Source organism: Alicyclobacillus acidocaldarius subsp. acidocaldarius DSM 446 (assembly GCF_000024285.1).
Lineage (GTDB): Bacteria > Bacillota > Bacilli > Alicyclobacillales > Alicyclobacillaceae > Alicyclobacillus > Alicyclobacillus acidocaldarius.
Map to the genome: position 1 here is coordinate 2,698,571 of NC_013205.1, position 26,523 is coordinate 2,725,093.

Consider the following 26,523-nt stretch of genomic DNA (forward strand, 5'->3'; position numbering starts at 1 on the left):
ACGATGGAGAGGCGGTTTCGGGTCGCGATCGTCGGCTGCGGCCAGATGGCGAATACCTGGGTGGACCTTCTGAAACGGGAGCCGGACGTGCACATCGAGGCGCTGGCGGACGTGGATCTCGACCGGGCGCGGGACATGGCGGCAAGATACGGACTGGAGGCGGCCATCTTCGCATCCGTCGAGGCCCTGCTCGACGAAGCCCGCCCCAACCTCGTGGTGGACACGGCCATCCCCGAGGCCCGGCGCGCCATTGTGACCGCCGCGCTTGAGCGCGGGTGCGACGTGATCGCGGAAAAGCCGTTTGCCCCGACCCGCGCGGATGCGGAAGCCATTCTCGACGCCGTGGCGCGATCCGGTAGGCGCTACATCGTGATGCAGAATCGGCGCTATGAGCCGCACCTTCGCGCGATCCGGCGGGCCATCGAAGGCGGGCTCATCGGCCGCGTGGAGCAGATCCACGCGGATTTCTTCATCGGCGCCCACTTCGGCGGTTTCCGGGAACGCATGGAGCATCCACTGCTCTTGGACATGGCCATTCACACGTTCGACCAGGCTCGGTTCCTGCTCGGCGGCGCCAAGGCCGAGACGGCCCTGTGTATGGCGTTCAACCCGGCGAGTTCCTGGTACGACGGGTGCGCGAGCGCCATCTGCGCCTTCGAGATGGAAGGCGGTGCCGTGTTCAGCTACCGCGGCAGCTGGTCCGCGGAAGGATTTCGGACATCGTGGGAGTCGACGTGGCGCATCGTAGGAAGCCGAGGGACCATCGCATGGGACGGATCGGCAAAGCCCGAAGCGGAAGTGGTGGTGGAAGGGGCGGAAGGGTTCCTGCGGCCGTACAGGCGCGTGCTCATCGACGTGGAACCGATGCCAGAGGTAGGCCATGCGGCATGCCTGCGAGAGATGCTCGCGGCGCTGAGAACCGGACAACCTGCGGAGACCGAGTCGTCGGACAACGTGGAGAGCGCCCGGATGATGTACGCCGCCATCGAAAGCGCGGCCATCCGAGCCGCCGTCCATGTCGCCGACGGCAGCCCAGTTGCGCCGCACCCCTGATGCCTCAAAGTTGAACCGGTTCGCTCGCCACCTGGCCGCGGCGGCGCAGGCGGATGGGAGCGGTCTCACGCATGAAGAACGCCATGATGCCGCTTACAAAGGCGCCCGCCGCCGCAATCCACATGGGTGCCGGCAGCCCGAAGTGATCCGCGGCCACGCCTGCGACGGTGGGCATCACCGCGCCGCCGATGAGCTCGCCGACCATCTGAACCAGCCCCACCGCGGTGCCCACGTATTTCGGCGACAGCGACTCGCCCGGGATGACCACCATGAACAGCGGGAAACACGCCTGCCCGGCACAGGTGAGAAAGCCAAGCACGCACATGAGCGCGACCGAGCCGTGCACGAAGATGAGCACGAGCGGCGAAAGCACGGCGATGAAGGAGAACAGCACCAGCGTCGGCCGGCGCCCCCACTTGTCAGAAATGTACGGGCCCATGAAGCCCCAGAAGAACGTCCCCAGGCCCATCGCTGCAGAGATGACGCCCATCTGCTCGCCCGTGTAGTGATCGTACTCGACGAGGAACGTCGGCGCGAACGACGTGAAGGCGAACAGCCAGGTCATCATGAGGACCGCGATGAGCAGGGTGAACCAGATGTTCCACGTCCGGAACACCACCGGGAAGTCCTCTTTGCGCAAGCGGTGTTCGCTCTTCGCAAGCTCCTCTTTCGACATGCGCTTGTTGGGCTCTTTCATGAAGAAGAGAAGCACGAAGAACATGATGAGTCCCGGGATACCCGCGACGTAAAAGCCGGCGTGCCAGGAGTACTTCGTGGCCGCCCACGTGAGAATGAGCGGGCCGAACGTCGAGCCGATGAGGCCGAGCGCGCTCTGGACAAAGCCCATGTTGAAGCCGCGCCTCGCCTCCGTCGAGTCGGCCATCACGGCGGCCTGCGCGATGGGCAGAACCGGGCCTTCCGACACACCCATCAGGGCGCGAATGCCGAGCATTTGGCCGAAATTCTTCGCGAGACCCGTGAGGAAGGACAGCAGCGAAAAGGCCAGGGTGATGGGAACGAGCACGTTCTTGCGCGATCCCAAAAAGTCTGAAATCGTGCCGAAGAAGAACCCGGAGAGCGCCCAGCAAATCGCGAGAACCGACACGATCATGCCGAGTTGAGCGTTGTTCAGCTTGAGGTCCGGCGCCAAGTAGGGAAACAGATACACCACGCTCAGGCGCTCCATGAAGACGAAGCCGAACGTGAAGAACATCATGAGAACGACGCCGTTCTCATAGCGCCAGAACGGCTTCTGAGGTCCCTGATCCATGCGTGGATGTCACCCTTTCCATAGGATTTTGTCGACACATTTGCCTATCAAACGAGGGCTCAGCAAGTCCTTTTTTTGCAACCGGTTTCATACCCTGCGCGCTACGCCTTCTCCCTCCCCTCCGCTGCGTCCGCCTCACTGCCTTCGAAGGTACGGGACACTTGCGCCCGGATCAACGCGTGGATTCCTGCATGCGGAACGCGCCTCCTCATATTGTCTGACAATGTGATCAAACAATATATCATGACGTTTTGGAAGTCAATCTTGCATTCTTTTCTGTGCAAAAAGAAGAACCCGCTTGGACATGTCGTCCGCGGGCTCTCTTTTCCGAGGAGACATCCGTCTCGGATTCAACGCCACATCCGCCAGTCCTTCCACGCCATCCGCACAAACATGATGGCGGCTCCGACCGCCGACAGCGTCCCGACACTCACGGCCGCAGCCAGCCACACGCCCCATGGATTGACGGCCTGTCCGCCCGGGACGCCCGAGCTGGCATACGCGGCAAGCACGTATTGTTCCGCAAAAATCCATACCAGAATGACCGAAATCAGAAAGAGTGCGACACATCCGGCTGTGAACCACTTTGCGCGCATCGCCATCCACCTCCTGTGATGAAGACGATCGGTCGGCCGAATGTGTTTCACGGCCTCCGTCACCGCGTCACCGTTCATTCACGAAATGCTCATGTAACCGTCACCAATCGCTTGGCGTCGCCGTTTCCGCAGCGCCTCATTCGCCTCATACTGAAAGTGTGCAACCGTCTTTGAGCAATTTTTGAGGAGGTGATATCGCAGGCATGTCGAGAATGCGTGTCCGCCTATGGGCCTCGGTCGCAATGTCGTTGGCTGCGCTGGCTGTGGCCCTGTTCGTTCACACTCCATCCGCCGCTGCTCACGCGTACGTCGTTCATTCGTCGCCCTCGCCTGGCCAGTCGCTCGCGTCCTCACCCGGGCGGATCGAGGTGGAATTTGACGAAACGGTTCAACTCATCCCCGGCGGCCTGACCGTCACCAATGTCGACAATCAGCGCGTCGATCTCGGCGATGGGCGCCGCAATCCTCTGCATGCCAATGAGGTGGACGTGGACGTGCCAAAACACCTGCCCAAGGGACTTTACACCGTGCACTGGCAGGTGATCTCGGCCGACGGGCACATGGTCTCGGGCGCCATCCCGTTCGGCATCGGCGTCAACGTGCAGTCCCTGCAACTCGGCGCGTCCGAGCAAGGGTATCGGCCCGGTTTCTGGATGGTGGTCGATCGCGTCCTGACCTACGCCGGCCTGGCGCTGGTGCTCGGCGGTTGGGTGGGACTGCGCGCGGCAAGGCGATCCCTGCCCATCGCGGACAATCGGCTCGGCGTTCGGTGGGCACTCGCGGGGTGGCTGGCCCTGTTTGTGGGCGTCCTGTTCAACCTGCCGCTCGAGGCGGCCATCACCTGGAGCATTCACGGTCTGACCGCGTTTGCCCCGCGCTATCTCGCGCGGACGCTCAATTTCACGGTCTTCGGTTACCTGTGGGTCATCGAACTGATGCTCATTGCTGTCATCCCGGCGGTTCTCGCCGCGCTGTCGACGGCCAAGCCCAGGGAACGGCTTGCAACAGCCATGATCCCCATGTTCGCTCTGCCGGTGACCTTCGCCGTGCAGGTACACGCCTTCGCGGAACCCCACCCCATCTTGCCCGTCCTCGCGATGGCGGTGCACGGCGCGGCGGCGAGCGTGTGGATCGGCGGGATCGCGCAGATGCTGGCTCTCGTCCTCCAGGCGGACCGAATCCCGGGCCCGGACGATGAGAGATTGCGCAAGACCGTTCGGTCCTTTGGCTGGATCGCGGTGGCATGCGTGATCGCCCTGTGGTTGACAGGTGTGTACTCGGCCCTGCTTCACATTCCGACCTGGTATGCGCTCGATCACACGGAATACGGCGTCGCCCTGCTCGCCAAACTGGGCCTCGTCCTTCTCGTGTTGGGATTCGCCGCGATGCACGCGCTGACCGCGCGCCCCAGACGGGCCACCTATCGCGCGTGGATGAGCCTCGAGCTGATCTTCAGCGTCGGCATTTTCGTGGCCACCGCGCTGCTCACCAACCTGCCCACGGCCGACATCCGCCCCGGTCCGGTCGACGCGGTCAAGCGAGTGGGACCGTATGCCGTCCACCTGTCGATCACGCCCAACCGAGCAGGTTCCAATCTGTTCGTGGTCCAGATCGCCAAGGGAGGCCGCCCCGATTCCGCAATCCAGCAGGTCGAGCTCTCGCTCTCATCGGGCAGCGCGACTCCAAGCGCGGCGTCCGTCCCACTCGGCGCCAGGGCGCCAGGCACCTTCAGCGCGCGATCGTTGGCGCTCTCAGGTGCAGGCGCTTGGAACGCAGAGGTGCAAGTGTTGACCGACGACTTTCAGGTGCTGACCGTCGACTTCCCGATTCACGTCGGAACGTAGAAAATGCCAGTCGCTCAAGCAGCACACGGGATGATGCTCAAGGAGGGACGTCACATGAGAACACCGCGATGGATCCTGTCACTCACCGGACTGACCGCCGCCTTCGCCATCGGCGCGGCGACGGCGTCGGCGCACGTGGTCGTGATCGCCGACAACCCCACCCCGCCGGCCGCGGGCGGCTTCGAACAATACACGATGCGCGTGCCGTGCGAAAAGAACGATCCGACGGTCAAGATCGTGCTCAAGGTGCCGAAGGGCGTCTCGTTTGTGTCCTATGAGCCGGCGCCGGGCTGGAAGGTGACGGAAAACCAGGTGAACGGGCAGACGCTGGTCACGTGGCAGGCGACGGGCGACGGGATTCAACCTGGACAGTTCGAGCAGTTTCCGTTCCTCGCAACGAATCCTCGGCAGCCCGGCGTGATCGCCTGGGATGCGTTCCAATACTACCGGGACGGGTCGATCGTGGCCTGGACCGGCGCGACGGGGAGCGCGACGCCCCACTCGACCACGCAGATTGTCGCCGCCGGCACGGCGAGCGAAACCCCTGCGAACGCGGTGCAGACAGCGCCTGGCGAAGAGAGCACCAGCTCGGCGAACAGCTTCGGCTTGGGCTGGACAACGGCCGACACCATGGTCCTGGCCTCCTCGGTGGTTTCCCTGCTGCTCGCCGTCATCTCCCTCGTCTTCAGCCTCCGGCGCGACCTGAACCGCCCCTGATGTGGAAAAGGACAAGCCGCTTGCCGGCTTGTCCCTCTAGCGTCACAGAAGCGCCAGCTTCGTGAGCCCCGCCGCGATGAGCCCGGACATCGGAATTGTCACCAGCCACGCGACGAGGATGCGCCCCGCAACATTCCAGTGCACGCCTCGCGCGCGCTTCGCCGCGCCCGTTCCCATGATGGCCGACGAGATGACGTGCGTCGAGCTCACGGGCAGTTTAAACAGCGTGAAGCCGAAGATGATGATGGAACTCGTCAGATCCGAGGCGAACCCGTTGATGGGCTCGATCTTGATGATCTTCGACCCGACGGTCTTGATGATCCGCCAGCCGCCCGAAGCCGTGCCGACGCCCATGGCGATGGCGCAGAGCGTCTTCACCCACAAGGGGACGTGCATCGTGTGCTGATACCCTCCGGCGATGAGCGCAAACGTGATGACGCCCATGGTCTTCTGCGAATCGTTCGTGCCGTGCATGAACGCCTGCGCAGCCGCCGAAAAGCACTGCAGCACGCGGAACACGCGGTTCACCCTGTGCGGAGACCGCCACCCGAACACGGCGCGAAACGCCCACATGATGGCGAAGCCCAGCACGAAGGCGCAGATGGGCGACGTGATGAGCGCCTCGATGATCGAGGTGAATCCGGCGAGATCGACCGCGTGAAAACCCGCCGCGCCGATCACGGCCCCCGTCAGCCCGCCGATGAGGGCGTGGGACGAGGAACTGGGAATCCCAAAATACCATGTGAACAAATTCCAAAAGATAGCGGCCACGAGTGCACACAGGACGACGATGGTCCCGTGCGGGATCTTCAGCGGATCGGCGATCTTGCCGCCGATGGTCTTGGCCACGCCGGTGAAGGTCATGGCGCCAATCAGGTTCATGGTGCCGGCGAGCAACACAGCGGCCCGGGGCGACAGAGCCCGCGTCGAGACGCTCGTCGCGATGGCGTTCGCGGTGTCGTGAAAGCCGTTGGTAAAGTCGAAGACGAGTCCCAACAACACGATAAGCACAATGACAACCAGCATGCGGACGCACCTCAGGCGTTTTTCAGGATCACGGACTCGAGCACGTCCGCCACATCTTCACAGCGATCCGTCACGCTCTCCAGGATCTCGTAGATCTCCTTGAGCTTGATGAGTTCGATGGCGTCCTTGCTCTCGGCGAACAGAGACCGAAGCGCGGCGTGCAAGAGCTGATCGCCGTGTTTCTCCAGGACGTTCAACTCCTTGACGTGATCGCGAATCTGGAGCAGCTTGCGCTCGTTCAGCTTGTGAATCGCTTCCTGGATCTCCTTGGCGCTGCGATGGATGTCCTTGGCGAACTCGATCATCGTCGGCGTTGAACCCGTGACGTCGTACAGCGTGAAGCGCACGCTGCAGGCGTGGATGCCGTCGATGATGTCGTCGAGCGTCGTGGCGAGCATGACATAATCCTCGCGCTCGAGCGGCGTGATGTACGTATTGTTGAGGAGCGAGATGAGTTTGGAAATCAGTTCGTCGCCCTTGTCCTCGTAGGTCTTCATGCGGCTCGCCAGGGCTCCGAAATCGCCCCCCTGCTCCAGCTCCCGCTGGAACGTCTCGGTCGCCTGCGCGATGTTCTCCGCGATCTCGACCAGAAACGCAAACAGCTGATCACTGCGCTTCGACACGGCTCATCCCCCATTGAATCGAATCGTTAAGAAACTACAGGATTCGCGTAAAGATGTCGTGATGGTTTTGTTAAGTTTCCGTAAAACCTCGACCAAGTTCGACAATGTTCGGTGCTTGGACACAATCTCACCGCACGACTCTCTGTGCAGTGTGCCCATTTGGGGAAGATGTGCGCGAACAAGTCTCCAGTTGCGCCGGCGATGGCGCCGGTGCGTACCGAGGAAATGTGGCACGGCAAAACCGCATGGATTTGCGAGCCATGAGGCACGTTAACCGCGAGGTGGTTGACGATGTCTCGACGTCATCGAACGCTCATGGCCCGCCAAGAGGAAAACCACTGGGGATGGCCCGTCATTGGGGGCATTGGCGTCGGCCTCGGCGCCACGCTCTTGTGCATTCCGCAAAGCCGGGATGCCATGTTCAACGCGGTGGAGCGGCTGTTCGACCGCTCACAGAACGCCCCGTCCGCCGGTCGGCCTTCCACCCACCGAAACAGTCCGTACGGGCCGTGAAAACCCATCGGGCCGCGCGGCGGGCGCGGCCTCATCTGCCGATGGTTGCACGGGACGTCACCCTGGCGCGCGGGCCTGCGAAGAAGTCGTGCAGGACGAGCGCTGCCGATCCAATGGCGCACGCGTCCCGCCCGAGCGCGGAGACCTGCACCACCACCTTGGCGTAAGAGCTCACGAGGCACCTGGATAGAATGGCCTGCTGCATGGCGTCCGTCACCATGCGCCCGCCCTCGGCCAGCCGATTGCCGAGGATCATCATGGCCGGGTTGAGGCCATTCACAAGATTGACCGCACCTGCGCCGAGGTACCGCCCGACGGTTTGAAAGGCCTGGAGCGCGGCCGGATCGGACGCTCGAAACCGGGCAAGCACCCCGTCGAAGTCCAGCTCCTCGCCTGTCAGCTTGGCGTAGGCGGCGACGAGCGCCCGCTCCGAGGCGTACAGTTCCCAGCAACCCACGTTGCCGCACGGGCAGGTTTCCCCGTGCAAGTCGATGCTCATATGGCCGAATTCGCCGGCCACGCCATCGGCGCCCCGGATGAGCTCGTCCCCGATGACAATCCCGGTCCCGATGCCCGTCCCCGCGCTGATGTACACCAGGCTCGACACGTGCGTCGCCGCCCCGTACAGCTTCTCGCCGAGCGCACCCGCGTTGGCCTCGTTGTCGACGAGGACGGGCTTGCCGAACCAGCTCTCCATCATGGCCTTGAGCGGGATGTTCTCCCACTTGATGTGCGGCGCGCGCAGAACCACCCCGCGCGCGAAATCGACGAGCCCCGGCACGCCGACGCCGATGCCGATGACCCCGTAGCGGCTCTCCGGCGCCTCGGCGAGCGCCTGCGCAATCGAGGCGCGAAGCCGCTCGAGCACCTCTTCGGCGCCCAGGTTCCTCGGCAGCGGCTCCTCACGCACGCTGAGCGCCCGCGCGGCGAAGTCGGTAATGGCCACGCGGACGTACTCCACGCCGAGCTCGACGCCAATCACGCTGCCCGCGCTGGCATTGAACAACAGCATGATGGGCCGCCGCCCCACGCGCGATCTCCCCTGCCCCACCTCCAGCACCAGGCCGTCGCGAATCAGCTCGTCCGTGAGCGCGGACACCGTCGCTTTGTTCAGGCCCGTCTCGCTCGAAATCTGGCTTCGCGAAATGGGGCTGTGGAAGCGAATGCGGTTTAAGACAATCGACTTGTTGATCTCCTTCATCAGCGCCTGATCTGCCGTTTTCTCCAAGACGAGTCTCCCCTGCGTGATGATGGATCGCACCCGTGATACTCGGTTTCATTGTACCTCATTTGACTGCCCGAAAGCGCAAATTGGGGCGCCCCGCAGACGAATGCGGAGCGCCCCTCTTGACATCATCACATCCGCTCGACGTCCACCGCGCTCTGGTATACCTTCTCGTGCTCGATCTCCGTCACCGCGCCGTCCATCCGCACCGCCCCGCGCAGGCGGATGTCCTCGGACGACGCCCCCACCATGAACTCGATCTCGCCCGGCTCCACGACATACCGCATCTCCCGGTTGTAGAAGCCGAACTGGTGCGCTGAAACCCGGAACCGCACTCGCGCCTTCTCTCCCGGCGCGAGCGCCACCCGCGCAAAGCCGCAGAGCGCCTTCACCGGCCGCGTCACGTCCGCCGCCACGTCGCGTGCGTACAGTTGCACCACCTCTTCGCCCGCGCGAGCCCCGACGTTTTCGATCACGCACGACACCTCGACCTCGCCGTGCACGCCCAGGACGCTCGGAGACAGCGCCAGATCCCGGTACGCGAACGCCGTGTAGGACAGCCCGTGCCCAAACGGATAGAGCGGCAGATTGCTCTCGTCCACATACGCGCCCTTCCAGTGCGAGCGGCCGCCCGACGGCTTGTGCCCGTAGTAAATTGGCACCTGGCCCACGCTGCGCGGAATCGTGATGGGCAGCTTCCCGGACGGATTCACGTCGCCAAACAGGACCGCGGCCACCGCCTCCGCGCCTTCCTCGCCCGGCAGCCACGCCTCGAGAACGGCGTTCGCCCGCTCCGCGATGTCCGGGATGGCGAGCGGCCGCCCGCTCACGAGCACCACGACCGTCTTCGTGCCCGTGGCGATTACGCGCCGCACGAGTTCCTCCTGCCGCCCGATGAGCGAGAGCGTGGCTCTGTCTCGCGATTCCCCTGTCGTGCACGCGTCCGTGAGCCCGGCGCGATCGCCCACCACCACAACCGCCACGTCCGCCTTCGCGGCAAGCGCCACCGCCTCCTCGAGCTCCGCATCCTCACCGCCGAGGATGTCGCACCCCTTCGCGTAGACGACCTGCGCCTCCGACCCGACGCGATGGCGGATGGCCTCGAGGATGGTCCGCATGAGGATGAACTCGTCCACGTGTTTCACGCCGCTCGGAAGCGGGGTCTGAAACACGTTGTCCTCGGACTGCTCGAGGAGCGACTCGATGTGGCACGGGTAGGCGTAATCGCCTACCAAATTGCGCGTCGTGTGCGCGTTTGGGCCGATCACGGCGATGGTGCCGCGGGGCGCGAGGGGCAGAAGCCCGTCGTTTTTGAGGAGGACCATCGACTTCTCCGCCGCCTCCCGCGCCACCTGACGCTGCTCCGCGTTGTCGAAGACGGCGATGGCCGCGCCCTCGTCGACAAACGGGTGATCGAAGAGGCCGAGCCGGAACTTCCACGTGAGCACCCGGCGCACGAGTTCGTCGATCTCGGCCGGGCTGACGAGCCCTCGTGCAACGGCCTCGATGAGCGGCTTGCCGTACACGTCGCGCGTCGGCAGCTCCACGTCCACCCCGGCGCGCACGGCGAGCGCCGCGGCCTCCGCCTTGTCCCGGGCCACCTGATGATATTCGAACAGCTGATTCACGGCGAAATAGTCCGACACCACGAGCCCCTGAAAGCCCCAGCGCCCGCGGAGGGTCTCGCGCAAAAGCCCTGGATTGTCGTGGCAGGGCACGCCGTCGAGCTCGTGGTACCCCGGCATGATGGCGCCGAGCCCCGCCTCGCGCACCGCCGCCTCGAACGGGAACAGGTACACCTCGCGCAGCTCGCGCTCCGGGATGTGCGCCGGCGCCCAGTTCATGCCGCCCTCGGACGCCCCGTAGCCCACGAAGTGCTTGCCCGTCGCCATCACGCCCTGGCTCAGGTCGTCTCCCTGCAGCCCGCGGACGTACGCGATGCCCATCTGCGCCACGAGGTACGGATCTTCGCCGAACGTCTCCTCCACCCGGCCCCAGCGCGGATCTCGTGCCACATCCAGGAGCGGGGCGAGCGCCTGGCGCGCCCCGACGGCCCGCATCTGATCGCGGATGATGGCGCCAATACGGCGGGCGAGATCGACATCCCACGTGCTCGCGATGCCAATGGTTTGCGGAAAGCAGGTGGCGCCCTTGGCCATGTAGCCGCTGCACGACTCCTCGTGGATCAGCGCCGGAATGCCGAGGCGCGTGTGATCGCGCAGGTAGCGCTGAATCTGGTTGGCGAGGCGGGCCACATCCGGCGGGTCCAGATTGGTGGCGCCGCCAATTCGGGTCACCTGTCCGATGCCCTGCCCGAGCACGGCGGCGGCCTTCTCGGCGGAGAACTCGAGCTCATCCAGGACTTCGAACGCCCAGATGGACGTGAGTTGAGCGACCTTTTCTTCAAGCGTCATATCGGCCAGGAGCGCGTCGACGCGCGCTTCAATGGACTGTGCGGGATCGAGATACACGGGTGTCACGGGAAGCCTCCTCTGCTCATCAGGCGCTGACGCCGCCTTCACATTCAAACGCTTTCATCGATTCGTTTGTCTTGATCACCAAATTACTAAAACGATTTGGTTGCCGCAATAGGATTTTTCGGCCGATCTCGTCCGCCCGTGAACTCTTCCCGCCCCTCACCGGTCCATGCCCACGGTGATGGAGAGGAGTGATCGCGTGATTCATGCGGCGCTGTTGAACCCGTTCGACGTGCACGTGTACCACCTCGTCAACGGCCTGGCGGGCAAGAACAAGCTACTCGACGACGTCATGATCTTCTTCGCGAAGGACGCGCTCGAGCTGTACGCGGCGCTGTTCATCGCGTATTGGTTCGCCCTGCCGAAAGAGGATCTTCGGAGCCGAAACCAGCTGGCGGTAGCCGGGTTGTCCGGCGTGCTTGCCCTCGTGTTGAACGTCGTCATCTCGCACTTTCTATGGTTTCGCCCGCGCCCATTCGTCGTCTTGCCCAAGGGCACGTACATGCAACTCATCCCGCATCCCGCAGACGCCTCGTTTCCAAGCGATCACAGCGCCGGATCGTGGGGGTTTGCCGGAGGCTCGTGGGGGCGCACGCCGAGGTGGATCTCGGTGCCTTTCACGGTCATTGCGGTGCTCGTGATGTTCGCGCGCGTGTTCGTCGGCGTGCACTACCCGACCGACGTGATCGGCGGAATGGCCGTGGGACTCGTGGCGAGCGCGGTGGTTCGTCCGCTCGCATCGCGCATCATGCCCATCACGCGGCTCGTGGCGAAGCCGTTCGGCTACGGAAAAGCCACGGAAGAAGCGCAGCGCGCCGGGCGCACCTCGCGCGGCTGAGACGCAGGGCCCGCTCCCCGTTGAAACGTTGACTTGAAAAGCCCTTCCGACTCTGCCGGAAGGGCTCTTTCACGTCCTTGGGGTCAGGTTGGGGCGCGATGGCCCTTTCTGCGGTGACGCCAGCGCCACAGCCACTCGGCGGTCACGCCAACGCCGGCCAGCCACAGGACCAGAAACAAAATCTGCCCGATGATGGGAATGCTCGAAAACGCGACGATGAAACTCACGCCGGCGAGCGCCGCCTTCCACACCTCTCGCGCGCGATCCCGCCCGATGATCATCCGGCCAATCCAGACCGACACGACGGCGAGGCCGACGAGGGCGCCAATCGCATACAGCGCGAGGCACAGCGCCGCCACCGGAATGCCAACGAGGGTCGCCGCGAGAAGGCCAGAGAGCGCGAGCACGGCGAGGGTGACAAACACGCCGCTCAGCCCTGCCCGGCGCGCGGACTTCTCGAGCTCGGCGAGGGGCACTTCAATGCTCTCGCGCAAGGCCGCCGCGATGACGGTGAGAAGGGCGGTCAGGACAATCCCGGCGGCGAAGAGACCCATCCAGGCGACGAGCGCGCCGAGACCCGCGACGATGGCGCCGCTCCAGAACGGGTTGCCGAGTGTCGCGTGGAGCAGCTTGCGCACCGTCGCGCCGGGCAGCGTGCGCACTTCGCCGCCGAGATCGATGACGGTGTCCACGCGGGCGGTGGGAAGAAGATCCACGTTGCCGTTCACGACGAGGACGTGATCGGCCGTCCCGCCGATGGTCAGGTCGTGGCCGACCACGATGATATCCCCGACCGACTGGCCGGGCAACACGTCGGTCGCGCTCGTTCGGATGAGCCCTTGATTCGAGACGACGGACGCCTGCGCGACGGCAGGCGCGGCGGCGACCAGCATGAGGCCGCCGATGGCCGCGGCCAGGCTTCGCTTGGCCCGCGTCATCGCCAGACGACCTCGCTTCTCGTCCAGTGAAGCGCCCGCCGCAGGCAGGTGAGCGACAGCACGAGGATGACGAGGCTCAAGGCGCCCAACACCACGAGCCACTCGGCGTGCACGGACCAGGGCAACGCAAACAGCGCGCGGACCACGGCCAGCGCGAAATGAAACAGAATCGCCGCCGCAGACGCGGCAGGCAGGCTCACAGCGGCGAGGACGAGCGCCACCCCCACAGCCAGGCTCGCGAAGTACACGTAGGCGAGTCGGCGCGACTGCACCTCTTGGCGCGACAGGCCGAGGGCGTTGAGGACGCGCATCGGCATGTCGGCCGGCGCGCTGAGCGTTTGCGCCCACGACAAAAGCGCGCGATCATCGGCCCGCATGGCGTCGACGAGACCCTGGCAGCGCGCGCAGACTGCGAGATGCGCCTCCACGCGGGCCTTGTCGTCTTTCGCGAGCTCGCCGTCCAGGTACGCGGACAACATGGGCTCCACGAACTCACAGGATTGCATCAGCTATCACCCCTCTCGCCGCTCAGATACATGCGCAACTGCATGCGCGCGTGGTGCAGCCGGGATCGCACCGTGCCGATGGGGATGTCGAGCACTTCGGCGATCTCGTCGTACTCCAGCCCGTGAAACGCTCGCAGAACGATCACGGTGCGGTGCTCAGGACTGAGCTTGGCCAGTGCGCGCTCAAGGTCTATGCGGAGCGAGGCGGCGTCCTCACCCCCGGCGACGGAACCGTGAATCTCCTCGGTGGGATCCTGCGCGCGGCGCGCCTTGGCCTGCACCATGTCAAGCGAGATGCGGACCGCAATGCGCGCGAGCCACGTCGGAAACGTGCGGTCCTCGCGAAGCCGTCCGAGCGAGCGAAACGCGCGGATGAACGCTTCCTGCGTCGCATCTTCGGCGTCCGCGGCGTTCTGCAGGATGCCATAGGCGGTTCGATATACAAAGGACTGATAATTGCGCACGATGGTTTCGATCGCCTGCGGATCACCGTGCCGCGCTCGGCGTATCAGTTCGAGGTCCGCTTGTTCCAAACGGGCATCACCTCCGTCGGCGAGCGTCGGTCCGCCCCCAAGCCAGGCGCGCCATGGACTCAGCCGCAGCGATCCGCATGATAGACGCCTCCCACCGAGCCGCGGTTCAACGAAAGGATGGGCCTCGCGAAAGCCGCACGCCCCTCTCGCCTCCATTGTACCCGCGCCCACGACGTACAAGAAGCTGGAAAGCAAAAATCGGCCGCTCCGCGCGTGGCGGAACAGCCGATTCACTGAGCTTGTGCGCGCATCTTCGGCCGCTTGCGACTCAGCAGTTGCCCCCCGGGCAGCCGGGATCGACCGTCACGTTCTTCGTCTCGGGCTGCATGACGTAGCGCGGGACGTTCACGATGAATTGGCGATTCACCCGCACCACGGGCTGGATGATGGGCACCTCCCGGCAAACGTAGCAGTCGTTGTACTCGTAGATCGGCGGACATACAATCGGCGGGCATGGCTTCATCATGACCTGCATCCTCCCTTTCGACCCTGAGTATTCGCGGGATACTACAGGATACTGGGCCGCCGACCTTCCTGGCGCGGCGCGTGTCCCGGATGAAGCCATCCAGCGAAAACTTCCGTCTGACGAACGCCTAGGACACGCCCGGGACATCGATGGCGTGATCGGCCGTGTCGCGCGGATACCAGCGGATCCCGATGGACGGGTGAATCCCGTCAGAGGGATTGTGCACGACCATGGCGGGATCGATGGGGCGGTCGCCGAGTTCCAGCACGGTGCGACGGGGGTTCTGCGTGTAAAACGTGATCCCGCGCACCTCGTCGAGCGTGGGGGCGTGGCGGCCAAAGACGGGATCGTCCACAGCGCGAATGTGGATATACGTGCGGCCGAAGGCGTGGGTCACGTCGTAGCGCAGGTGATCGCGGACGACGTTGTAGTGGAGCAGGCGGCTGGTGCGCGCCACAAGCAGTCTGCCGCTTCGCTCGTGGCGAGCGAGGCGCTCGAGCGCCGCCACGGCGTCCTTCGGCAGGACGCCTGGGTACGGCGTTCCGCACAGGTGCTGTGCAACCACCGCGAATCCGCCGTCCGCCTCGAGCCTGGCCAGGTGCGCTTCGGAGAGCTGCTCGTCGAGCCCGTACGGGGTCCAGTTCCACACGACCGCGCCCTTCGACGTGTAGCGCTCGTTCGTGTAGCGCCAAAATCCCCACACGCGCCGCCCATCCGCGAGGCGCAGCGGAAACACCACCGACGGGCGCGAGAACACGTTGCTCGAGATGTCCGGCCAAACAAATCGGATGCCATAAGGAATCGTCAGATCCGTGTGGTAGTAGGGCGATCCCGGCAGATCGCCTTGCTGGTACGCGTAGAACCGCCCGCGGCCTCGCGCGCCGAAGTTGTCGACGTTCGATCGATTGCCGTGATCCGTCCACACGTCGACGAAGTCGCCGTTTGCTTTCAGCGCGGCGACGGCTTTCGCGGCGAGTTGGCGCCGGAAATGCGTCGCCTGCTGGTTGACTTGGCTGAAGTCGCCGTAGGTATGCAGGGTGTCGATCCAGCCGTCGCGGATATACGCGTGAATGGCCTGGGCGCCGTAGGGCGACTGGCTCGTGCCGCGGAAGTACGAGAGCTCGCGTTGGAGCGGAACGCGCCCGATCTCGTCCACGATATGGCGCTGGTCATTCGCGGTATACACAAAAAACGAGTCGGCGTAGTCGAGCCCGAGCCCCTTGCCGAGGGACGTCGCTTCGGTCGTGTTGATGAATCGGTGCACGAGGTTGAACTTGCGCAGCGTCTGACTGTCCGCATCCGACGAGAGCGCCAGCATAGCCCGATACGGATACGGAAACCGGCGCAAACCGTAGACCGTCGGCGCGGCGGAAGCCGACTGCCACTCGACCGCCGCCGGGTGCACGCCCCGAACGGCGCGCGGCCCCTCGCCCGCGCGAACCGCGGCCGGCAGGGTCACGGCCGCCGCCCCGATGGCCATGCCCGTGATTGCAAGCAGGCGAACCCACCTGATCAGCATGCAACCACCTCCTCCCCCTCGTGTTCCCGGAGGAAGGGGCGGCTATGTGGCCTACGACGCGCAGGTTGCAGGAGAATCAGGAAATGTCACCCACAACACTGCCATGCCCCTTGTTACGTCATCTCCGCGTCCTCGGTCGCGCTGTAGGCGCGATCCGCCTCGTCCACATCCGCCGCGAACAAGCCCATGCCGAAGTGACAGTTGGCGCCGAGCGCGATGGGGCCGTACACCGGTTCCGCAAACTTCAGACGCCAGAACGAGCCCCACCGCCCAGGGATGTTCTGCCGCTTTCCGTAGCGCAGCCGGCGGAATTTGTGCGCCGGCACCGGCTGTCCCGCGACATGCGCCGCCGCGAGCGGGGTGATGGCCACGGGTTCCGGCAGCCCGCGGAGCTTCAGTTCCTTGCGAATCTGTTCGACCGGCCCGAACTTGGCACCGCCGTGCTTCGCGTGCCACGGGTGAAGGTAGGGCGTGATGGAAACGAAGATGCGCGCGGGCCCAATCAGGTGATCTTCAGGCATCGGCGCCGGAGCCTCGCCGACCCTCGGGACGCGCCACAGATCTTCGAGCGAGACGCGCCACCTGCGCTTCGGGCCCGGCCACCAATCCGGCGTGACGAGCGTGCGGATGCGCTCGAGCGCGGCAATGACGCCCTCGGGAAACGGCTCCTGCGCGTAGATGAGCACGTGATCCAGGAGGCCGTCGTGATCGAGATCCTCGGGCAGCACGAACACGTGCTGATGGCCCCGGCGGCTGACGGCCCCCGGCTCATTCGGCTCATGCCCCGTGATGATGAGCGGAGCCGGCTCCTCGCGATCGTCGTAACGGCTCAGAATGGACTGGTGGAACACCTCTGAGATGTCTAGGGCGTCGGTGACGCGAGGGCGACTCGCGGTCGCGATGGCGTATCGGGCGGCGTTCACATGTTCCCGAGCCACCAACTGGCGATACGAGCGCCTTGACCTCCGCGGCCCCCGCGCCGCAAGTCCCTCCACGGCATAGGTCACTCGATGCGCAGCAGGCGAAGGCACGACGCCATCGCCTTGTGCCAGGGCGTCGAACAGGTTGGCAGGTCTTCGAGCGGCGGATGAGCCGCTCGCGGAAGCGTTCGCCCACACGTGCGAAGGCAGCGGACAAAGCCACTGCACGAGAACCCGGCGCTCGTCCCGCCGTTCGCCCGTTTCGGTTGCAGAGACCGGGCGCGCGTTCACTCGATCCGGCGAGTCGTGCAGCACGTGGCAACGGAGCCATTCCGCGGCCGACCATGCGGATGGAAATTCCGCCAGGATGCGCTCCAGGATCTCCAGTTCATCCCGCCGAAGGGAAAGATGAGGCCAAGACACGCAGAGGACGGACGGACGAGGGACGCGCAGGATAACGCGCGGTGCGTGACCTACCGGGTCCTGATGCAAGATCTCGACGCCAGAAGGGAGCGTGTAGATCGGCGGCTCGAGCGAGAGCGCTTCCACGAGAGCGTGAAGCGCGCCGCCGAGACTTGGCGAGTGAAGGCGCATGCGGGTGGCGGTGGCGACGAGCGCGCGCAAGAGCCGCCACGGCGAAGGGGGCCATTCCATTTCCGATTCCAAGGGCTTGTCGAAAGGCACGGGGTGCGCGCCTGCGGCAAAACGGAAAGCGATGCCGATCACGGTGCCACTTCCCTCTCTGCATGATTCGCGCATGGGGATGGCGCGAGCGTGGAGCGAAGGCGACGCGGATCTCCCATTTATTTCCCAATTCTCAGAAACCTTGATGGGAAATCGAGCATCCGGCGGACGCCAAAAGCTGGGGCCATCCTGGGATGGAAGACAAGGGGGTCCTGCGCTCGATGCTCCGAAGGACAGCCTGACGCACCCATCGTAGTCTTCCTGGGATTGGGCGTCAAGGTCTTCAGCGGGCCACCATCGTTCAATTTTGGTCCATTCGACGACGGATCCCTAGGGACGGTTGCGCTTTCCTGCTCATTTTTCATTTGTTATGCTATTTCATATGCGAATCAATCATCCGCCACCCTCCGAGGAGGATCTCATGTCTCAACTTGTGACACACGCATTCGACGACGCCACAGCCCTTTCGTTTGACGGCCGGCAGTTTCACGGACAGGTCAAGGCCGAATACTACAACATGGTGGGGCCGTTTGGCGGCATCACCGCGGCCACCATGCTCAAAGCCGCCATGTCCCATCCCGAACGCCTTGGCCAACCGCTCGCGCTGACGGTGAACTTCGCGGCGCCCGCCAAGGTGGCGCCGTTCGTCATCGAAGCGGTGCCCGTCCGCACAAACCGCTCGACGCAGCACTTCACGCTGACCATGATGCAGGACGGCGAAGTGGTCACCACCGCCACTGCCGTGTTCGGCATCCGGCGCGAATCCTGGTCGCACACCGAGGCCGTCATGCCCGACGTGCCGCCGCCAGCCGACGTGCCGAGATTCGTCGCGCCCGCACCGCTCCCGTGGATGCAGTGGTACCACGTTCGCCTCATCCGAGGCTCGGCGTTCGACGAGGTTCAGGACGCCACCACCTACCAGTGGATGCGCGACGATCCGCCGCGCCCGCTCGATCACGCCGCGCTCGCCGCGCTCTGCGACACGTTCGTGCCGCGCGTCTACGTGAAGCTGAAGCGGCCCGTTCCCATCGGCACCGTGACGTTCACGGTGTACTTTCTCGCCGACCCGGAGACCATTTTCCGCCAAGGCACAAACGAGCTGCTCGGCGTCGCCCGCGCCACCGGCTTTTCCCACGGCTACTTCGACCAAATCGGCGAAGTGTGGTCGCAGGACGGCGACCTCTTGGCGACCACGACGCAGCTCGTGTACATGAAGGCCCCCGTCAGCGGCTCTTCATGAGCAGCTCGATGGCCTCTTGGATGACGTGCTCCGCGGAGCCCTTGCCCGCCAGCTCTTCGCGGATGCACTGCTCCATGTTTTCGCCGACGACGTACATGATGACGCGATCGACCGCCGTGCGGATGGCCGTGAGCTGGTTCACGACCTCTTTACAGCTCTTGCCCTGTTCCATCATGCCGATGACGCCGCGCACCTGCCCTTCGATGCGCTTCAGGCGGTTCTTCATCTGATCGTTGTATTCCATAGGAATCCCACCTTTGTCGCCACAATGTCGGATGGGCGGCCTCGCGTAAGCCGCCCTCAGTGGATCAAGATACTGATGTTATCGTACAACATGTAAAGTGCAACAAGCACGAGGATCGAGCCGAAGATGGTCTGCAACAGCGACTTTCGGTTGCCCAATTTCGACGAGACGAGCGTACCGAAAAACCCTCCGGCGATCCCGCCGAGCACGTACAGCAGAAACACGTTCCACGCCACAAGTCCCGATGCCGCGTACGACACGGCCGTGGTGACACCGAAGAGCCCCACCGACACGAGCGAACTCCCGATGGCGTCGATCATCTCCATCCCCGTGGCAAACATGAGGCCTGGGACAATCAAAAATCCGCCGCCGATGCCAAAGAACCCAGACAACAGTCCTGTACCGCCGCCCGTGGCGAGCACCCGCCCCCATCGGAACGATCCCATCGGATCCGCGGCCGCAGGCTTCCCGTTTCCGCGCCTCGCCTGAATGAGCGTACGAACCGCGATGACGAGGATCAGAAGGGCGAACAAGAACAGAAGCGCCTTCCCGTCGAGCATCTTGCCGAAGATGGAGCCCACCACCGCCCCGATGGCGCCTGGGATGGCAAAGAGAATGGCGGGCTTCCATCGCACGTGGCCGTGCCGCCAGTGCGGGATCAGGTTGATCCACGCGTTGACCGCCACCGCGAGCGCGGTCGTCCCGATGACGATGTGGGCGTTGTGAATGCCCACCACGTAGAGGAGCAAGGGGACGGCGAGAATGGACCCGCCGCCGCCGATGAGGCCCAGCGTGAACCCGACGACCCCGCCACATGCGATGGCAAGCACAATCTGTAAGCCACTCAGCGCGACCATCGAGCTTCCCCCTCAAAATCGAAGTTCTCCGCCCGGATCAATACCCATACAGGTCTGGGTATTGATCCGGGCACAAAAGCCCCGTGAGACGCTTGCCACGCTCAGCCGTGCACCGCGCAGCGGTTCGGGCCAATCTCCATCTCGCTCGCCTCGTCCGGGTTCGGCGTCAGCTTGCCCATGTTCGCCATCCGGATCTGCTGATACGCGTTCGGCTGCGGCGGCAAGTTCTCCGTCACCGTCGTGAAGAATTCGCCCTCGTCCTGGATCTGAAGGCCTGGGTTCTTCTCGTAGAGCTCCGACAACGTGGCGCACACGCAGCCTTGCTCATTCACCTCGGACGCCCACGCGTAGTGCGCCGGGAGCACGACGAGATGGCCGGGAAGTTTGCGATACGTCTCGTACAGCGTCCGCCGCAAATCTGGCGCGAACTCCTTCGCGCGCCCCGCGAGATCCGGGCGGCCGATGGAGCCCACAAACAGAATGTCTCCGCTCAACAGGTACTGCCCATCCACCACGAGCGACGTGCTGCCCGGCGTGTGCCCCGGCGAGTGCAGCGCCCGGATGGCGATCCGGCTGTCGCCAATGCGGATTTCATCACCGTCGTTCAGCGGATGGTACGCGTACGTCACCTCGCTGGCATCCCCCGGCGGCAGATAATACGCGGCTCCAGCTGCCTCTGCCAACGCGCGCCCGCCCGAGATGTGGTCCGCGTGCAAATGCGTGTCGATCACGGCAACAAGCTTCGCGCCTTGCTCCTTTGCGAACTGCAGGTACACGTCCACGAACCGCGCCGGATCGACCACGGCCATCTCGCCGTTCGAGACGACGGCGTACGACAGGCATCCCTTGCCGACCCGCAAGAACTGGTACAGCGCGCCTCCTGCGACGTCGCCCACCTTCACCGGGTGCAGGTACTCGCTCCAAGCGCGCATGCCGCCCTGCAGATACGCGACGCGATGGAGCCCCGCCTTCACGAGCTCCTCCGCGACAAACTTGGACGAGCCCTCTTTCGCGCACACAACGAGGATGTCCTTGTCCTTGGGCAGCTTCGGGACGAGATGATCCACGCCGTCCAACAGATCGAAGTACGGCACGTTCATCGCCTCGATCCCGTCCCCCTCGATGCGCCAGTCCGCGAATGCGTCCTCGTTGCGCACGTCGAGGAGGAAGAACGGTTCGCGGCGAAGGATGCGATCGTACACTTCCGCTGGGGTCCAAGCCGTCAACGTCAGCTCCATCATTCCTCCACCTCCGACTGTTCCACAGGCCCGTTCCACTCCGCCATGCCAGGCACGACGTTTTTCACGCGCGTAAAGCCGTGATCGGCGAGAATCTGGCAGGCCATGTCGCTGCGATTGCCCGTGCGGCACACCACGTAGATGTCCTTGCCCTCGTACGACTTCAGCTCGTCGATGCGGGCTTCGAGCGATCCGAGCGGCACGAGGATGGCCCCCGGGATGTGGCCAAACGCGTATTCCATGGGCTCGCGCACGTCGATCACGACCGCGTCGCCCTTCGACACGCGCTCGGCGAGCTCCTCATTCGACGCCACGTGTGGGTATTTCTTCTCGGGCTTCGCCTCGTCCGGCGCGGCTTTGCGGATGTAGTGGCGAAACACCCCATCCTTCTCCACCGTGCCAAGGTACTGATGGCCCGTTCGCGTCGCCCAGCTGCGGATGTCCGCGACGGAGCCGGGATCGGTCGCCAGCACCTCAAGCACCTGGCCGGCCTCCATCTCGTCGATGGCCTTCTTGGTGCGGACCATCGGCATGGGGCACGAAAGCCCTTTGCAGTCAATCAGCTTGTCGACGGTGTACGCCTGCGTCTGCCCTGTAGAACTCATCAGCTGTTCAGCCTCCTAGCAGTGTTGTGTGGATTCTCTATGCCATCGCCCGCCGAAACTGGTGTGCGTCGTGTGCGAACCTTCAAAAGGATAGAAGGAGAGAGCTGAATCCAAGCCGCGCGAGCCGCCCGCGCGTGCGGCGCGGGCCGCGGCGGTGCACATGGGACAAAGCACGTTTAGAAGGTCACGGTGACGTCCGCGTCGTACGCGAAATCGAGGAAGTTGACCGCCCCCGCGAACTCGACGCCGTCGATGAAATCCTCGGGCTTGAGGCCCATCACGTCGACGGTCATCTGGCAGGCGATGAGCCGGACGCCGCTCTCCTTGGCCATCTGAAGCATCTCCTGGATGGATGGCACGTTGTGCTTCTTGAAGTTCTCTGCAAACGGTTCGTTCTCCGGCTTAAATTTCAGCAGTTGCGCCGAGTTTTTGTGGATGATGTTCAGACCTTCGAAGGTGAAGAAGATGGCAACCTCGGCGTCCGTGGCAACACCCGCCATGGCGATGTTCAGCACTTTGTAGGCCGTTTCGAGGCCGCCGTTCGATGCGATGATGGCGACTTTCTTCGACATGATGTTCCTCCCCACATGAAATGCACGTGATGATCTCAGCGAGCGGCGGATGGCCCTCACTGAACCGGCCCGCGCCAGCCGAGCATGCCGCCCATCAGGTTCCACAGATTCGAGTACCCCTGGGCCATCAGGAACTGGCATGCGCGCTCGCTGCGGTTTCCGCTCCGGCAGACCATGACGGTCTCCTGGTGCGGATCAATCTCCCGAAACCGCTCCTGCAACTGGCTGAGCGGGATGTTCTTCGCGCCAGGGATCATCCCCGCAGCCACTTCTTCGGGTTCGCGCACGTCGATAATCTGCAACTTTTCCCCGCGCTTCAATCGCTCCTCCAGATCCTGAGCAAGCATTCCGCGCACTTGGCTCATGCTCTTCACCTCCTCGTCCTATCGTACGCTTCCTTCACCGCCGCATCCAGCGACGACCTTCTCATGTACGGTACGGGGTATAGTATAAACGCGACCTGAGCACCTGTCAACATACCCCCTTAGGTATATTCCGACGATCGCGCGCATAGCTTGTATCATCCGACGGACAAGAAGAGGTGAAGCGCGTGAATTGGGAGATGTTCGTCACGCTTCTCGCGATTGGCTTCGCGGGATCGGTGCTGGCCGGCATGGTGGGCGTCGGAGGCGCCATCGTCAAGTATCCCCTGCTCCTGTATCTGCCCCCGCTCCTCGGCGTGGGCGCATTCACCGCGCATCAGGTGGCTGGTATCAGTTCGGTGCAGGTGCTGTGCGCGTCGTTCGCGGCCATGTGGGCGTACCGAAAATCGGGATATCTCCACCCCCGTCTTATCGCCGACATGGGCCTCGCCATGCTCGCCGGAAGCTTCGTGGGCGCCTACATGGCGCACTTCTACACGGAGAGCGTCGTGAACCTCGTCTACGCCGTGCTGGCGACGGCGGCGACGCTCATCATGCTGCGACCGTCCGCATCGGACGAACTGCGCGGCGGCGTGGACGAGATCGCCTATCCGCGCCCACTCGCGGCAGGGCTCGGGGCGCTTGTTGGCCTGTTTTCCGGCGTCGTGGGTTCCGCGGGCGCGTTTCTGCTGATGCCGATCCTCCTCGGCGTTCTGCGGATCCCGACGCGCGTCGCCATTGCATCGTCGATTGCTGTCACGTTCGTCGCCTCGCTGGGCGGCTTCGTGGGAAAGTGGGCAGCTCACGAGGTGATGTGGGGCCCGGCGCTTGTGCTGGCCTGGGCAAGCGCCGTCGGTGCGCCGCTCGGGGTCCGGTTGGGGCGGCGGGTCCATGCGCGGTGGCTGCGCTGGCTGCTGGCGGGTCTCATCGCCGCGACGTGTGTGCGCATCTGGATGACGGTGCTAGGGTGGTGAAAGGGCCGGCCCTGCGGAGGCGGATGATGGGCTGGGCGAGGCGAAGGGCGCCACCTCCGTGAGAGGAGCGCCCCCGCGACCGATCCGCTCAGCCGCCTTCTTCGCTCGTCTGACCCTCGTTCACGACGCCCACGCTGTCCAGTTCTCCGCCGTAAAACAGCCCCATGCCAAAATGACAATTGGCGCCAAGCGCGATGGGTCCGTACACGGGCTCGGCAAATTCAATCCGCCACAGACCTCCCGTCCGCGCCGGGATGTCCTGGCGCACGCCATAGCGCACCTTGCGAAACTTGCGCGCGTCGTACGGCAATTCACCCAGGCGGATGTGGGAGCGCGCTTCAACGGACACCGGTTCCGGAAAGCCCCGCCGGCGGAGCTCCTCTCGAATCTGATCCGCCGGCCCAAACTTTGCGCCACCTCGTTTCCAATGCCAGGGATGCAAATACGGCGTGATGGAGGTGAAGACGCGCGACGGCCGTACATAGGCGTCCGGCACACCTTGCCCCGCCTCTCCCCGCGGGACGGAGCCCGCCGGAACGAGCCACATTCCCTCGAGGTACAGCTGCCAGCGGCGCTCTCGCCCCGGCCACCAGTCCGGCGTCTTCAACCGCTGCAACGTTTGGAGGACATTCAACAGCTCCGGGCCGAATGGCTCGCGCTGATAGACGAGGACGTGATCGAGATATCCGTCGAGGTCCTCGTCGACCGGGAGAATGAACACATGTCGGTGATCGCCTCGCAGAGGGCCTCGCGTCTCAGGATCCCGCCCGGTGATGGAAGGCGTCACGAGACCTGCTCTGGCGGCCATCCAGACGAGCGCCGTATGCATCACCTCGCCCACGTCGAGCGCGTAGATGATCCGCGTTGGCACCTTGCTCACAAGGCGAAAGCGCGCCACATTGGCTGGAAACGACAGCACATCCGTGCGACGCGCAGGGACCGGCCGGAGATCCATCTTGCGGCGGACGTACGTGAGATGTGTGGCACCGACCGGCACATTGAGTCGCTCCTTCTCGATGACGTCCGTGCCCAGGCGCAAGGCATCGAGGAGATGGTTCACGCTGGCGAGGCCCGATTTGCGGCCTCCCGTCGGCCACTGGCTGCGCACGCGAGGCCACTCGCTCGGCGTCACGGGCGCTAAGAGATCCACAATCTCGCCCTCCGCGCGCTCGAGCAGTTCGCTGGCCTCAGCCACCTCGACGGGCATGGCGTCCCACCCGCCGGGCAACTCGTCGACGACACGCGCCTCGACCCAGCTTTCCGCGCGGCCCAGATAGGGCATGAGCGCGACAATATCGCTCAGCAACGCGCGCGCTTCGCCGTCGAGGTGCGCCTTTGGCCAGTACACGCCAAGCGGCCGGTCCGGGGCTACGCGCAAAAACGCGTCGTGGATGAGGGTCGTCTTCCCGCCCGCGATGGGCATGAAGTGCTTCGTGTGCGTATGCACGGCGCCAGGCAGCGTATACATGGGCCGGTCCGCCGCCAGCCCCTCAATCAAACGCCGCACGGCGCTCTCGTCGTAGCGCGCAAACAGGCTGTAGCGGTGGTACACACCGATGAGCGCCCGCAGAATGCGCCATGGAGAGGGGGGCCACTCGACATCCGCCTCGTTGGCGTGGCGCCCCCACGGCGTGGCGTGGAACTTCCCCGCTAGAAAACGAAACTCAATCCCAACCACGTGGCCACTTCCCTTGTGCGGTGTCGCGATCACGACTTGACGTCATAGCGCACGCGCAGATTTTCCGCCGCCAATAGCCCCTCGGCGCGCAGACGCTCGATGAGTCCGGGAAGTTCTCGGTCGATCTCGTCCGCGGTCGGTAGTTGAAACCCGGTCGGCCGAAGCACTTCCACCTGCTTGACGTCGAAATCACAAGCCGTGCGCAGGCGGAGCCCTTCATCCAGGAAGTGCCGAATCTTGTAAAGGGCAAAGAGGATGACGAACGTTTCCGCCGTGGCACCAAGCCCATACGAGCGGAGCAGCGCAAGGTCCAGCACGAAGTAGGCGTGAATGCGACGGGCCACGTACTCGTCGCGATGGAACGGCACGTTGCCGAAACCTTGATTGGTGGGACCCGTGGGATCGACCCGATCGTTCTTGACACCGCCGCTTGGCGCCACGCGGGCATCCTCAGCCTCAATAAAGCCGGACAACATGCGCGTGAGGCGGAGCCGGCCTCCTGCAAGTTCCTTCTTGGCGAGAAACAGCCCGTGGAGGACGGAGTTTGGATCGTACTTGAAGACGGTGCGCGCAAGTTTGGGCACATCCACCGGCAGGGACTCGCCCTGAATGCCGAGTTCCCGCTTTAGAAGTTGAGCCACCGTCGTATCCTTGCCCTCAAGAATATACGGTGAGTTCAGTCGATGCGCCTCGAGGACGGAATTCGTGAGAAACTCCCCATGTTGATCGTACACGTCGACGCGCGGCAGACCTTTCAGGGGCGCGCGCCAGTCGTTGGCCGCGTCATCCCAGCACACTTTCTCCATGCGATTGGCCATACTTTGCGGCGACTCGACGAGGAGCATGCGATATGGCTCGCTGGGGTGATCGTACTCGGCTGCGCCGAGATCGGGAAAACCCGTGGGTTGAAAACGCGTGCCGGCGATGGGCGTGAGCTCAGCCCGGAGAAGCAAGCGCGGTGCGGTGTTGAGGTATTCAAGCGAGATGGTCATGGACAAAACCCCT

At 64.3% G+C, this 26,523-nt stretch carries 27 protein-coding genes; 7 read left to right on the forward strand and 20 right to left on the reverse strand.

Features of this window, described 5'->3' with window-relative positions:
• Positions 1–3 precede the first annotated feature (3 nt).
• Entirely contained in the window at positions 4–1,053 is a 1,050-nt protein-coding gene (locus AACI_RS12995; RefSeq protein ID WP_012811862.1) for a Gfo/Idh/MocA family protein, read from the forward strand.
• Positions 1,054–1,057: 4 nt separating this feature from the next.
• Here the strand turns inward: AACI_RS12995 and AACI_RS13000 are convergent, their stop codons facing one another.
• Entirely contained in the window at positions 1,058–2,323 is a 1,266-nt protein-coding gene (locus AACI_RS13000; RefSeq protein ID WP_012811863.1) for an MFS transporter, read from the reverse strand.
• A gap of 350 nt (positions 2,324–2,673) precedes the next feature.
• The gene (locus AACI_RS13005; RefSeq protein WP_012811864.1) at positions 2,674–2,919 is read right to left on the reverse strand and encodes a hypothetical protein; all 246 of its coding nucleotides are present in this window, start codon (positions 2,917–2,919) and stop codon (positions 2,674–2,676) included.
• Between the two features lie 203 nt (positions 2,920–3,122).
• On the opposite strand from AACI_RS13005, the gene AACI_RS13010 reads away from it, so the two are divergent.
• Entirely contained in the window at positions 3,123–4,763 is a 1,641-nt protein-coding gene (locus AACI_RS13010; protein WP_012811865.1) for a copper resistance CopC/CopD family protein, read from the forward strand.
• Between the two features lie 54 nt (positions 4,764–4,817).
• Positions 4,818–5,480 carry a YcnI family protein gene (locus tag AACI_RS13015; RefSeq protein WP_012811866.1) on the forward strand — a complete coding sequence of 221 codons (663 nt, stop codon included), beginning with the start codon at positions 4,818–4,820 and terminating at the stop codon, positions 5,478–5,480.
• A 42-nt stretch (positions 5,481–5,522) separates the two neighbouring features.
• Here the strand turns inward: AACI_RS13015 and AACI_RS13020 are convergent, their stop codons facing one another.
• Entirely contained in the window at positions 5,523–6,506 is a 984-nt protein-coding gene (locus AACI_RS13020) for an inorganic phosphate transporter (protein ID WP_012811867.1), read from the reverse strand.
• Between the two features lie 11 nt (positions 6,507–6,517).
• The gene (locus AACI_RS13025; RefSeq protein WP_008339331.1) at positions 6,518–7,129 is read right to left on the reverse strand and encodes a DUF47 domain-containing protein; all 612 of its coding nucleotides are present in this window, start codon (positions 7,127–7,129) and stop codon (positions 6,518–6,520) included.
• A 291-nt stretch (positions 7,130–7,420) separates the two neighbouring features.
• On the opposite strand from AACI_RS13025, the gene AACI_RS13030 reads away from it, so the two are divergent.
• A complete protein-coding gene (locus tag AACI_RS13030) occupies positions 7,421–7,642 on the forward strand; it encodes a hypothetical protein (RefSeq protein WP_012811868.1) in 222 nt (73 codons plus the stop codon).
• Positions 7,643–7,673: 31 nt separating this feature from the next.
• On the opposite strand, the gene AACI_RS13035 is transcribed toward AACI_RS13030, so the two are convergent.
• Together AACI_RS13035 and AACI_RS13040 are read right to left on the reverse strand one after the other, a co-directional pair.
• Positions 7,674–8,870: an ROK family transcriptional regulator gene (locus AACI_RS13035; protein ID WP_245530626.1), complete on the reverse strand. Its 1,197-nt coding sequence runs from the start codon at positions 8,868–8,870 to the stop codon at positions 7,674–7,676.
• 128 nt (positions 8,871–8,998) lie between these two features.
• Complete coding sequence (locus tag AACI_RS13040) at positions 8,999–11,347, reverse strand: glycoside hydrolase family 3 N-terminal domain-containing protein (RefSeq protein ID WP_012811870.1); 2,349 nt, start codon at positions 11,345–11,347, stop codon at positions 8,999–9,001.
• A 178-nt stretch (positions 11,348–11,525) separates the two neighbouring features.
• On the opposite strand from AACI_RS13040, the gene AACI_RS13045 reads away from it, so the two are divergent.
• A complete protein-coding gene (locus tag AACI_RS13045; protein WP_245530807.1) occupies positions 11,526–12,182 on the forward strand; it encodes an undecaprenyl-diphosphatase in 657 nt (218 codons plus the stop codon).
• Between the two features lie 83 nt (positions 12,183–12,265).
• Here the strand turns inward: AACI_RS13045 and AACI_RS13050 are convergent, their stop codons facing one another.
• The 6 genes from AACI_RS13050 to csb2 (AACI_RS13075) all read right to left on the reverse strand — a co-directional run bounded on the left by AACI_RS13050 (position 12,266) and on the right by csb2 (AACI_RS13075) (position 17,790).
• A complete protein-coding gene (locus tag AACI_RS13050) occupies positions 12,266–13,120 on the reverse strand; it encodes a hypothetical protein (RefSeq protein ID WP_012811872.1) in 855 nt (284 codons plus the stop codon).
• A complete protein-coding gene (locus tag AACI_RS13055; protein ID WP_012811873.1) occupies positions 13,117–13,626 on the reverse strand; it encodes an anti-sigma factor family protein in 510 nt (169 codons plus the stop codon). Before AACI_RS13055 ends, AACI_RS13050 begins: the two co-directional genes overlap by 4 nt.
• Positions 13,626–14,159, reverse strand: a complete 534-nt coding sequence (locus AACI_RS13060) for an RNA polymerase sigma factor (RefSeq protein ID WP_008339337.1) — start codon at positions 14,157–14,159, stop codon at positions 13,626–13,628. The genes AACI_RS13055 and AACI_RS13060 overlap by 1 nt, the downstream gene beginning before the upstream one ends.
• Positions 14,160–14,427: 268 nt before the next feature.
• Entirely contained in the window at positions 14,428–14,625 is a 198-nt protein-coding gene (locus tag AACI_RS13065; protein ID WP_008339338.1) for a hypothetical protein, read from the reverse strand.
• A gap of 127 nt (positions 14,626–14,752) precedes the next feature.
• Entirely contained in the window at positions 14,753–16,144 is a 1,392-nt protein-coding gene (locus tag AACI_RS13070) for a hypothetical protein (RefSeq protein ID WP_012811874.1), read from the reverse strand.
• Positions 16,145–16,257: 113 nt separating this feature from the next.
• Positions 16,258–17,790, reverse strand: coding sequence for a type I-G CRISPR-associated protein Csb2 (gene csb2 / locus AACI_RS13075; RefSeq protein ID WP_012811875.1), 1,533 nt, complete (start codon positions 17,788–17,790; stop codon positions 16,258–16,260).
• Between the two features lie 379 nt (positions 17,791–18,169).
• Between csb2 (AACI_RS13075) and AACI_RS13080 the strand changes: the two genes are divergently transcribed.
• On the forward strand, positions 18,170–18,988 hold the full coding sequence (locus AACI_RS13080; protein ID WP_012811876.1) for an acyl-CoA thioesterase: 819 nt from the start codon (positions 18,170–18,172) through the stop codon (positions 18,986–18,988).
• Here the strand turns inward: AACI_RS13080 and AACI_RS13085 are convergent.
• The 6 genes from AACI_RS13085 to AACI_RS13110 form a co-directional block, all read right to left on the reverse strand.
• On the reverse strand, positions 18,972–19,232 hold the full coding sequence (locus AACI_RS13085) for a metal-sensitive transcriptional regulator (RefSeq protein ID WP_008339346.1): 261 nt from the start codon (positions 19,230–19,232) through the stop codon (positions 18,972–18,974). The two genes, AACI_RS13080 and AACI_RS13085, sit on opposite strands and share 17 nt — an antisense overlap.
• A gap of 56 nt (positions 19,233–19,288) precedes the next feature.
• Positions 19,289–20,089 (reverse strand): sulfite exporter TauE/SafE family protein, encoded by an 801-nt coding sequence (locus AACI_RS13090; RefSeq protein WP_012811877.1) that lies wholly within the window; start codon positions 20,087–20,089, stop codon positions 19,289–19,291.
• 101 nt (positions 20,090–20,190) lie between these two features.
• Positions 20,191–21,330, reverse strand: coding sequence for an MBL fold metallo-hydrolase (locus AACI_RS13095; protein ID WP_012811878.1), 1,140 nt, complete (start codon positions 21,328–21,330; stop codon positions 20,191–20,193).
• Positions 21,327–21,932 carry a sulfurtransferase TusA family protein gene (locus AACI_RS13100; RefSeq protein ID WP_012811879.1) on the reverse strand — a complete coding sequence of 202 codons (606 nt, stop codon included), beginning with the start codon at positions 21,930–21,932 and terminating at the stop codon, positions 21,327–21,329. The genes AACI_RS13095 and AACI_RS13100 overlap by 4 nt, the downstream gene beginning before the upstream one ends.
• Before the next feature lie 176 nt (positions 21,933–22,108).
• Complete coding sequence (locus AACI_RS13105; protein ID WP_012811880.1) at positions 22,109–22,504, reverse strand: DsrE/DsrF/DrsH-like family protein; 396 nt, start codon at positions 22,502–22,504, stop codon at positions 22,109–22,111.
• Positions 22,505–22,560: 56 nt separating this feature from the next.
• Positions 22,561–22,869: a rhodanese-like domain-containing protein gene (locus tag AACI_RS13110; protein WP_012811881.1), complete on the reverse strand. Its 309-nt coding sequence runs from the start codon at positions 22,867–22,869 to the stop codon at positions 22,561–22,563.
• Between the two features lie 185 nt (positions 22,870–23,054).
• Between AACI_RS13110 and AACI_RS13115 the strand changes: the two genes are divergently transcribed.
• Positions 23,055–23,840 (forward strand): sulfite exporter TauE/SafE family protein, encoded by a 786-nt coding sequence (locus AACI_RS13115; RefSeq protein ID WP_012811882.1) that lies wholly within the window; start codon positions 23,055–23,057, stop codon positions 23,838–23,840.
• A gap of 88 nt (positions 23,841–23,928) precedes the next feature.
• Here AACI_RS13115 and csb2 (AACI_RS13120) read toward each other — a convergent pair whose 3' ends face one another.
• Both csb2 (AACI_RS13120) and cas7g read right to left on the reverse strand, forming a co-directional pair.
• Positions 23,929–25,518, reverse strand: coding sequence for a type I-G CRISPR-associated protein Csb2 (gene csb2 / locus AACI_RS13120; RefSeq protein WP_245530627.1), 1,590 nt, complete (start codon positions 25,516–25,518; stop codon positions 23,929–23,931).
• 29 nt (positions 25,519–25,547) lie between these two features.
• A complete protein-coding gene (gene cas7g, locus AACI_RS13125; RefSeq protein WP_012811884.1) occupies positions 25,548–26,510 on the reverse strand; it encodes a type I-G CRISPR-associated RAMP protein Csb1/Cas7g in 963 nt (320 codons plus the stop codon).
• Positions 26,511–26,523: the final 13 nt, after the last annotated feature.

Excerpts from the sequence above, each read along its gene's own strand:
- AACI_RS12995 (WP_012811862.1), top strand. The coding sequence starts at position 4 with ATGGAGAGGCGGTTTCGGGTCGCGATCGTCGGCTGCGGCCAGATGGCG.
- AACI_RS13000 (WP_012811863.1), bottom strand. The coding sequence starts at position 2,323 with ATGGATCAGGGACCTCAGAAGCCGTTCTGGCGCTATGAGAACGGCGTC.
- AACI_RS13005 (WP_012811864.1), bottom strand. The coding sequence starts at position 2,919 with ATGCGCGCAAAGTGGTTCACAGCCGGATGTGTCGCACTCTTTCTGATT.
- AACI_RS13010 (WP_012811865.1), top strand. The coding sequence starts at position 3,123 with ATGTCGAGAATGCGTGTCCGCCTATGGGCCTCGGTCGCAATGTCGTTG.
- AACI_RS13015 (WP_012811866.1), top strand. The coding sequence starts at position 4,818 with ATGAGAACACCGCGATGGATCCTGTCACTCACCGGACTGACCGCCGCC.
- AACI_RS13020 (WP_012811867.1), bottom strand. The coding sequence starts at position 6,506 with ATGCTGGTTGTCATTGTGCTTATCGTGTTGTTGGGACTCGTCTTCGAC.
- AACI_RS13030 (WP_012811868.1), top strand. The coding sequence starts at position 7,421 with ATGTCTCGACGTCATCGAACGCTCATGGCCCGCCAAGAGGAAAACCAC.
- AACI_RS13045 (WP_245530807.1), top strand. The coding sequence starts at position 11,526 with ATGGAGAGGAGTGATCGCGTGATTCATGCGGCGCTGTTGAACCCGTTC.
- AACI_RS13050 (WP_012811872.1), bottom strand. The coding sequence starts at position 13,120 with ATGACGCGGGCCAAGCGAAGCCTGGCCGCGGCCATCGGCGGCCTCATG.
- AACI_RS13055 (WP_012811873.1), bottom strand. The coding sequence starts at position 13,626 with ATGCAATCCTGTGAGTTCGTGGAGCCCATGTTGTCCGCGTACCTGGAC.
- AACI_RS13065 (WP_008339338.1), bottom strand. The coding sequence starts at position 14,625 with ATGATGAAGCCATGCCCGCCGATTGTATGTCCGCCGATCTACGAGTAC.
- AACI_RS13070 (WP_012811874.1), bottom strand. The coding sequence starts at position 16,144 with ATGCTGATCAGGTGGGTTCGCCTGCTTGCAATCACGGGCATGGCCATC.
- AACI_RS13080 (WP_012811876.1), top strand. The coding sequence starts at position 18,170 with ATGTCTCAACTTGTGACACACGCATTCGACGACGCCACAGCCCTTTCG.
- AACI_RS13085 (WP_008339346.1), bottom strand. The coding sequence starts at position 19,232 with ATGGAATACAACGATCAGATGAAGAACCGCCTGAAGCGCATCGAAGGG.
- AACI_RS13090 (WP_012811877.1), bottom strand. The coding sequence starts at position 20,089 with ATGGTCGCGCTGAGTGGCTTACAGATTGTGCTTGCCATCGCATGTGGC.
- AACI_RS13095 (WP_012811878.1), bottom strand. The coding sequence starts at position 21,330 with ATGATGGAGCTGACGTTGACGGCTTGGACCCCAGCGGAAGTGTACGAT.
- AACI_RS13100 (WP_012811879.1), bottom strand. The coding sequence starts at position 21,932 with ATGAGTTCTACAGGGCAGACGCAGGCGTACACCGTCGACAAGCTGATT.
- AACI_RS13105 (WP_012811880.1), bottom strand. The coding sequence starts at position 22,504 with ATGTCGAAGAAAGTCGCCATCATCGCATCGAACGGCGGCCTCGAAACG.
- AACI_RS13110 (WP_012811881.1), bottom strand. The coding sequence starts at position 22,869 with ATGAGCCAAGTGCGCGGAATGCTTGCTCAGGATCTGGAGGAGCGATTG.
- cas7g (WP_012811884.1), bottom strand. The coding sequence starts at position 26,510 with ATGACCATCTCGCTTGAATACCTCAACACCGCACCGCGCTTGCTTCTC.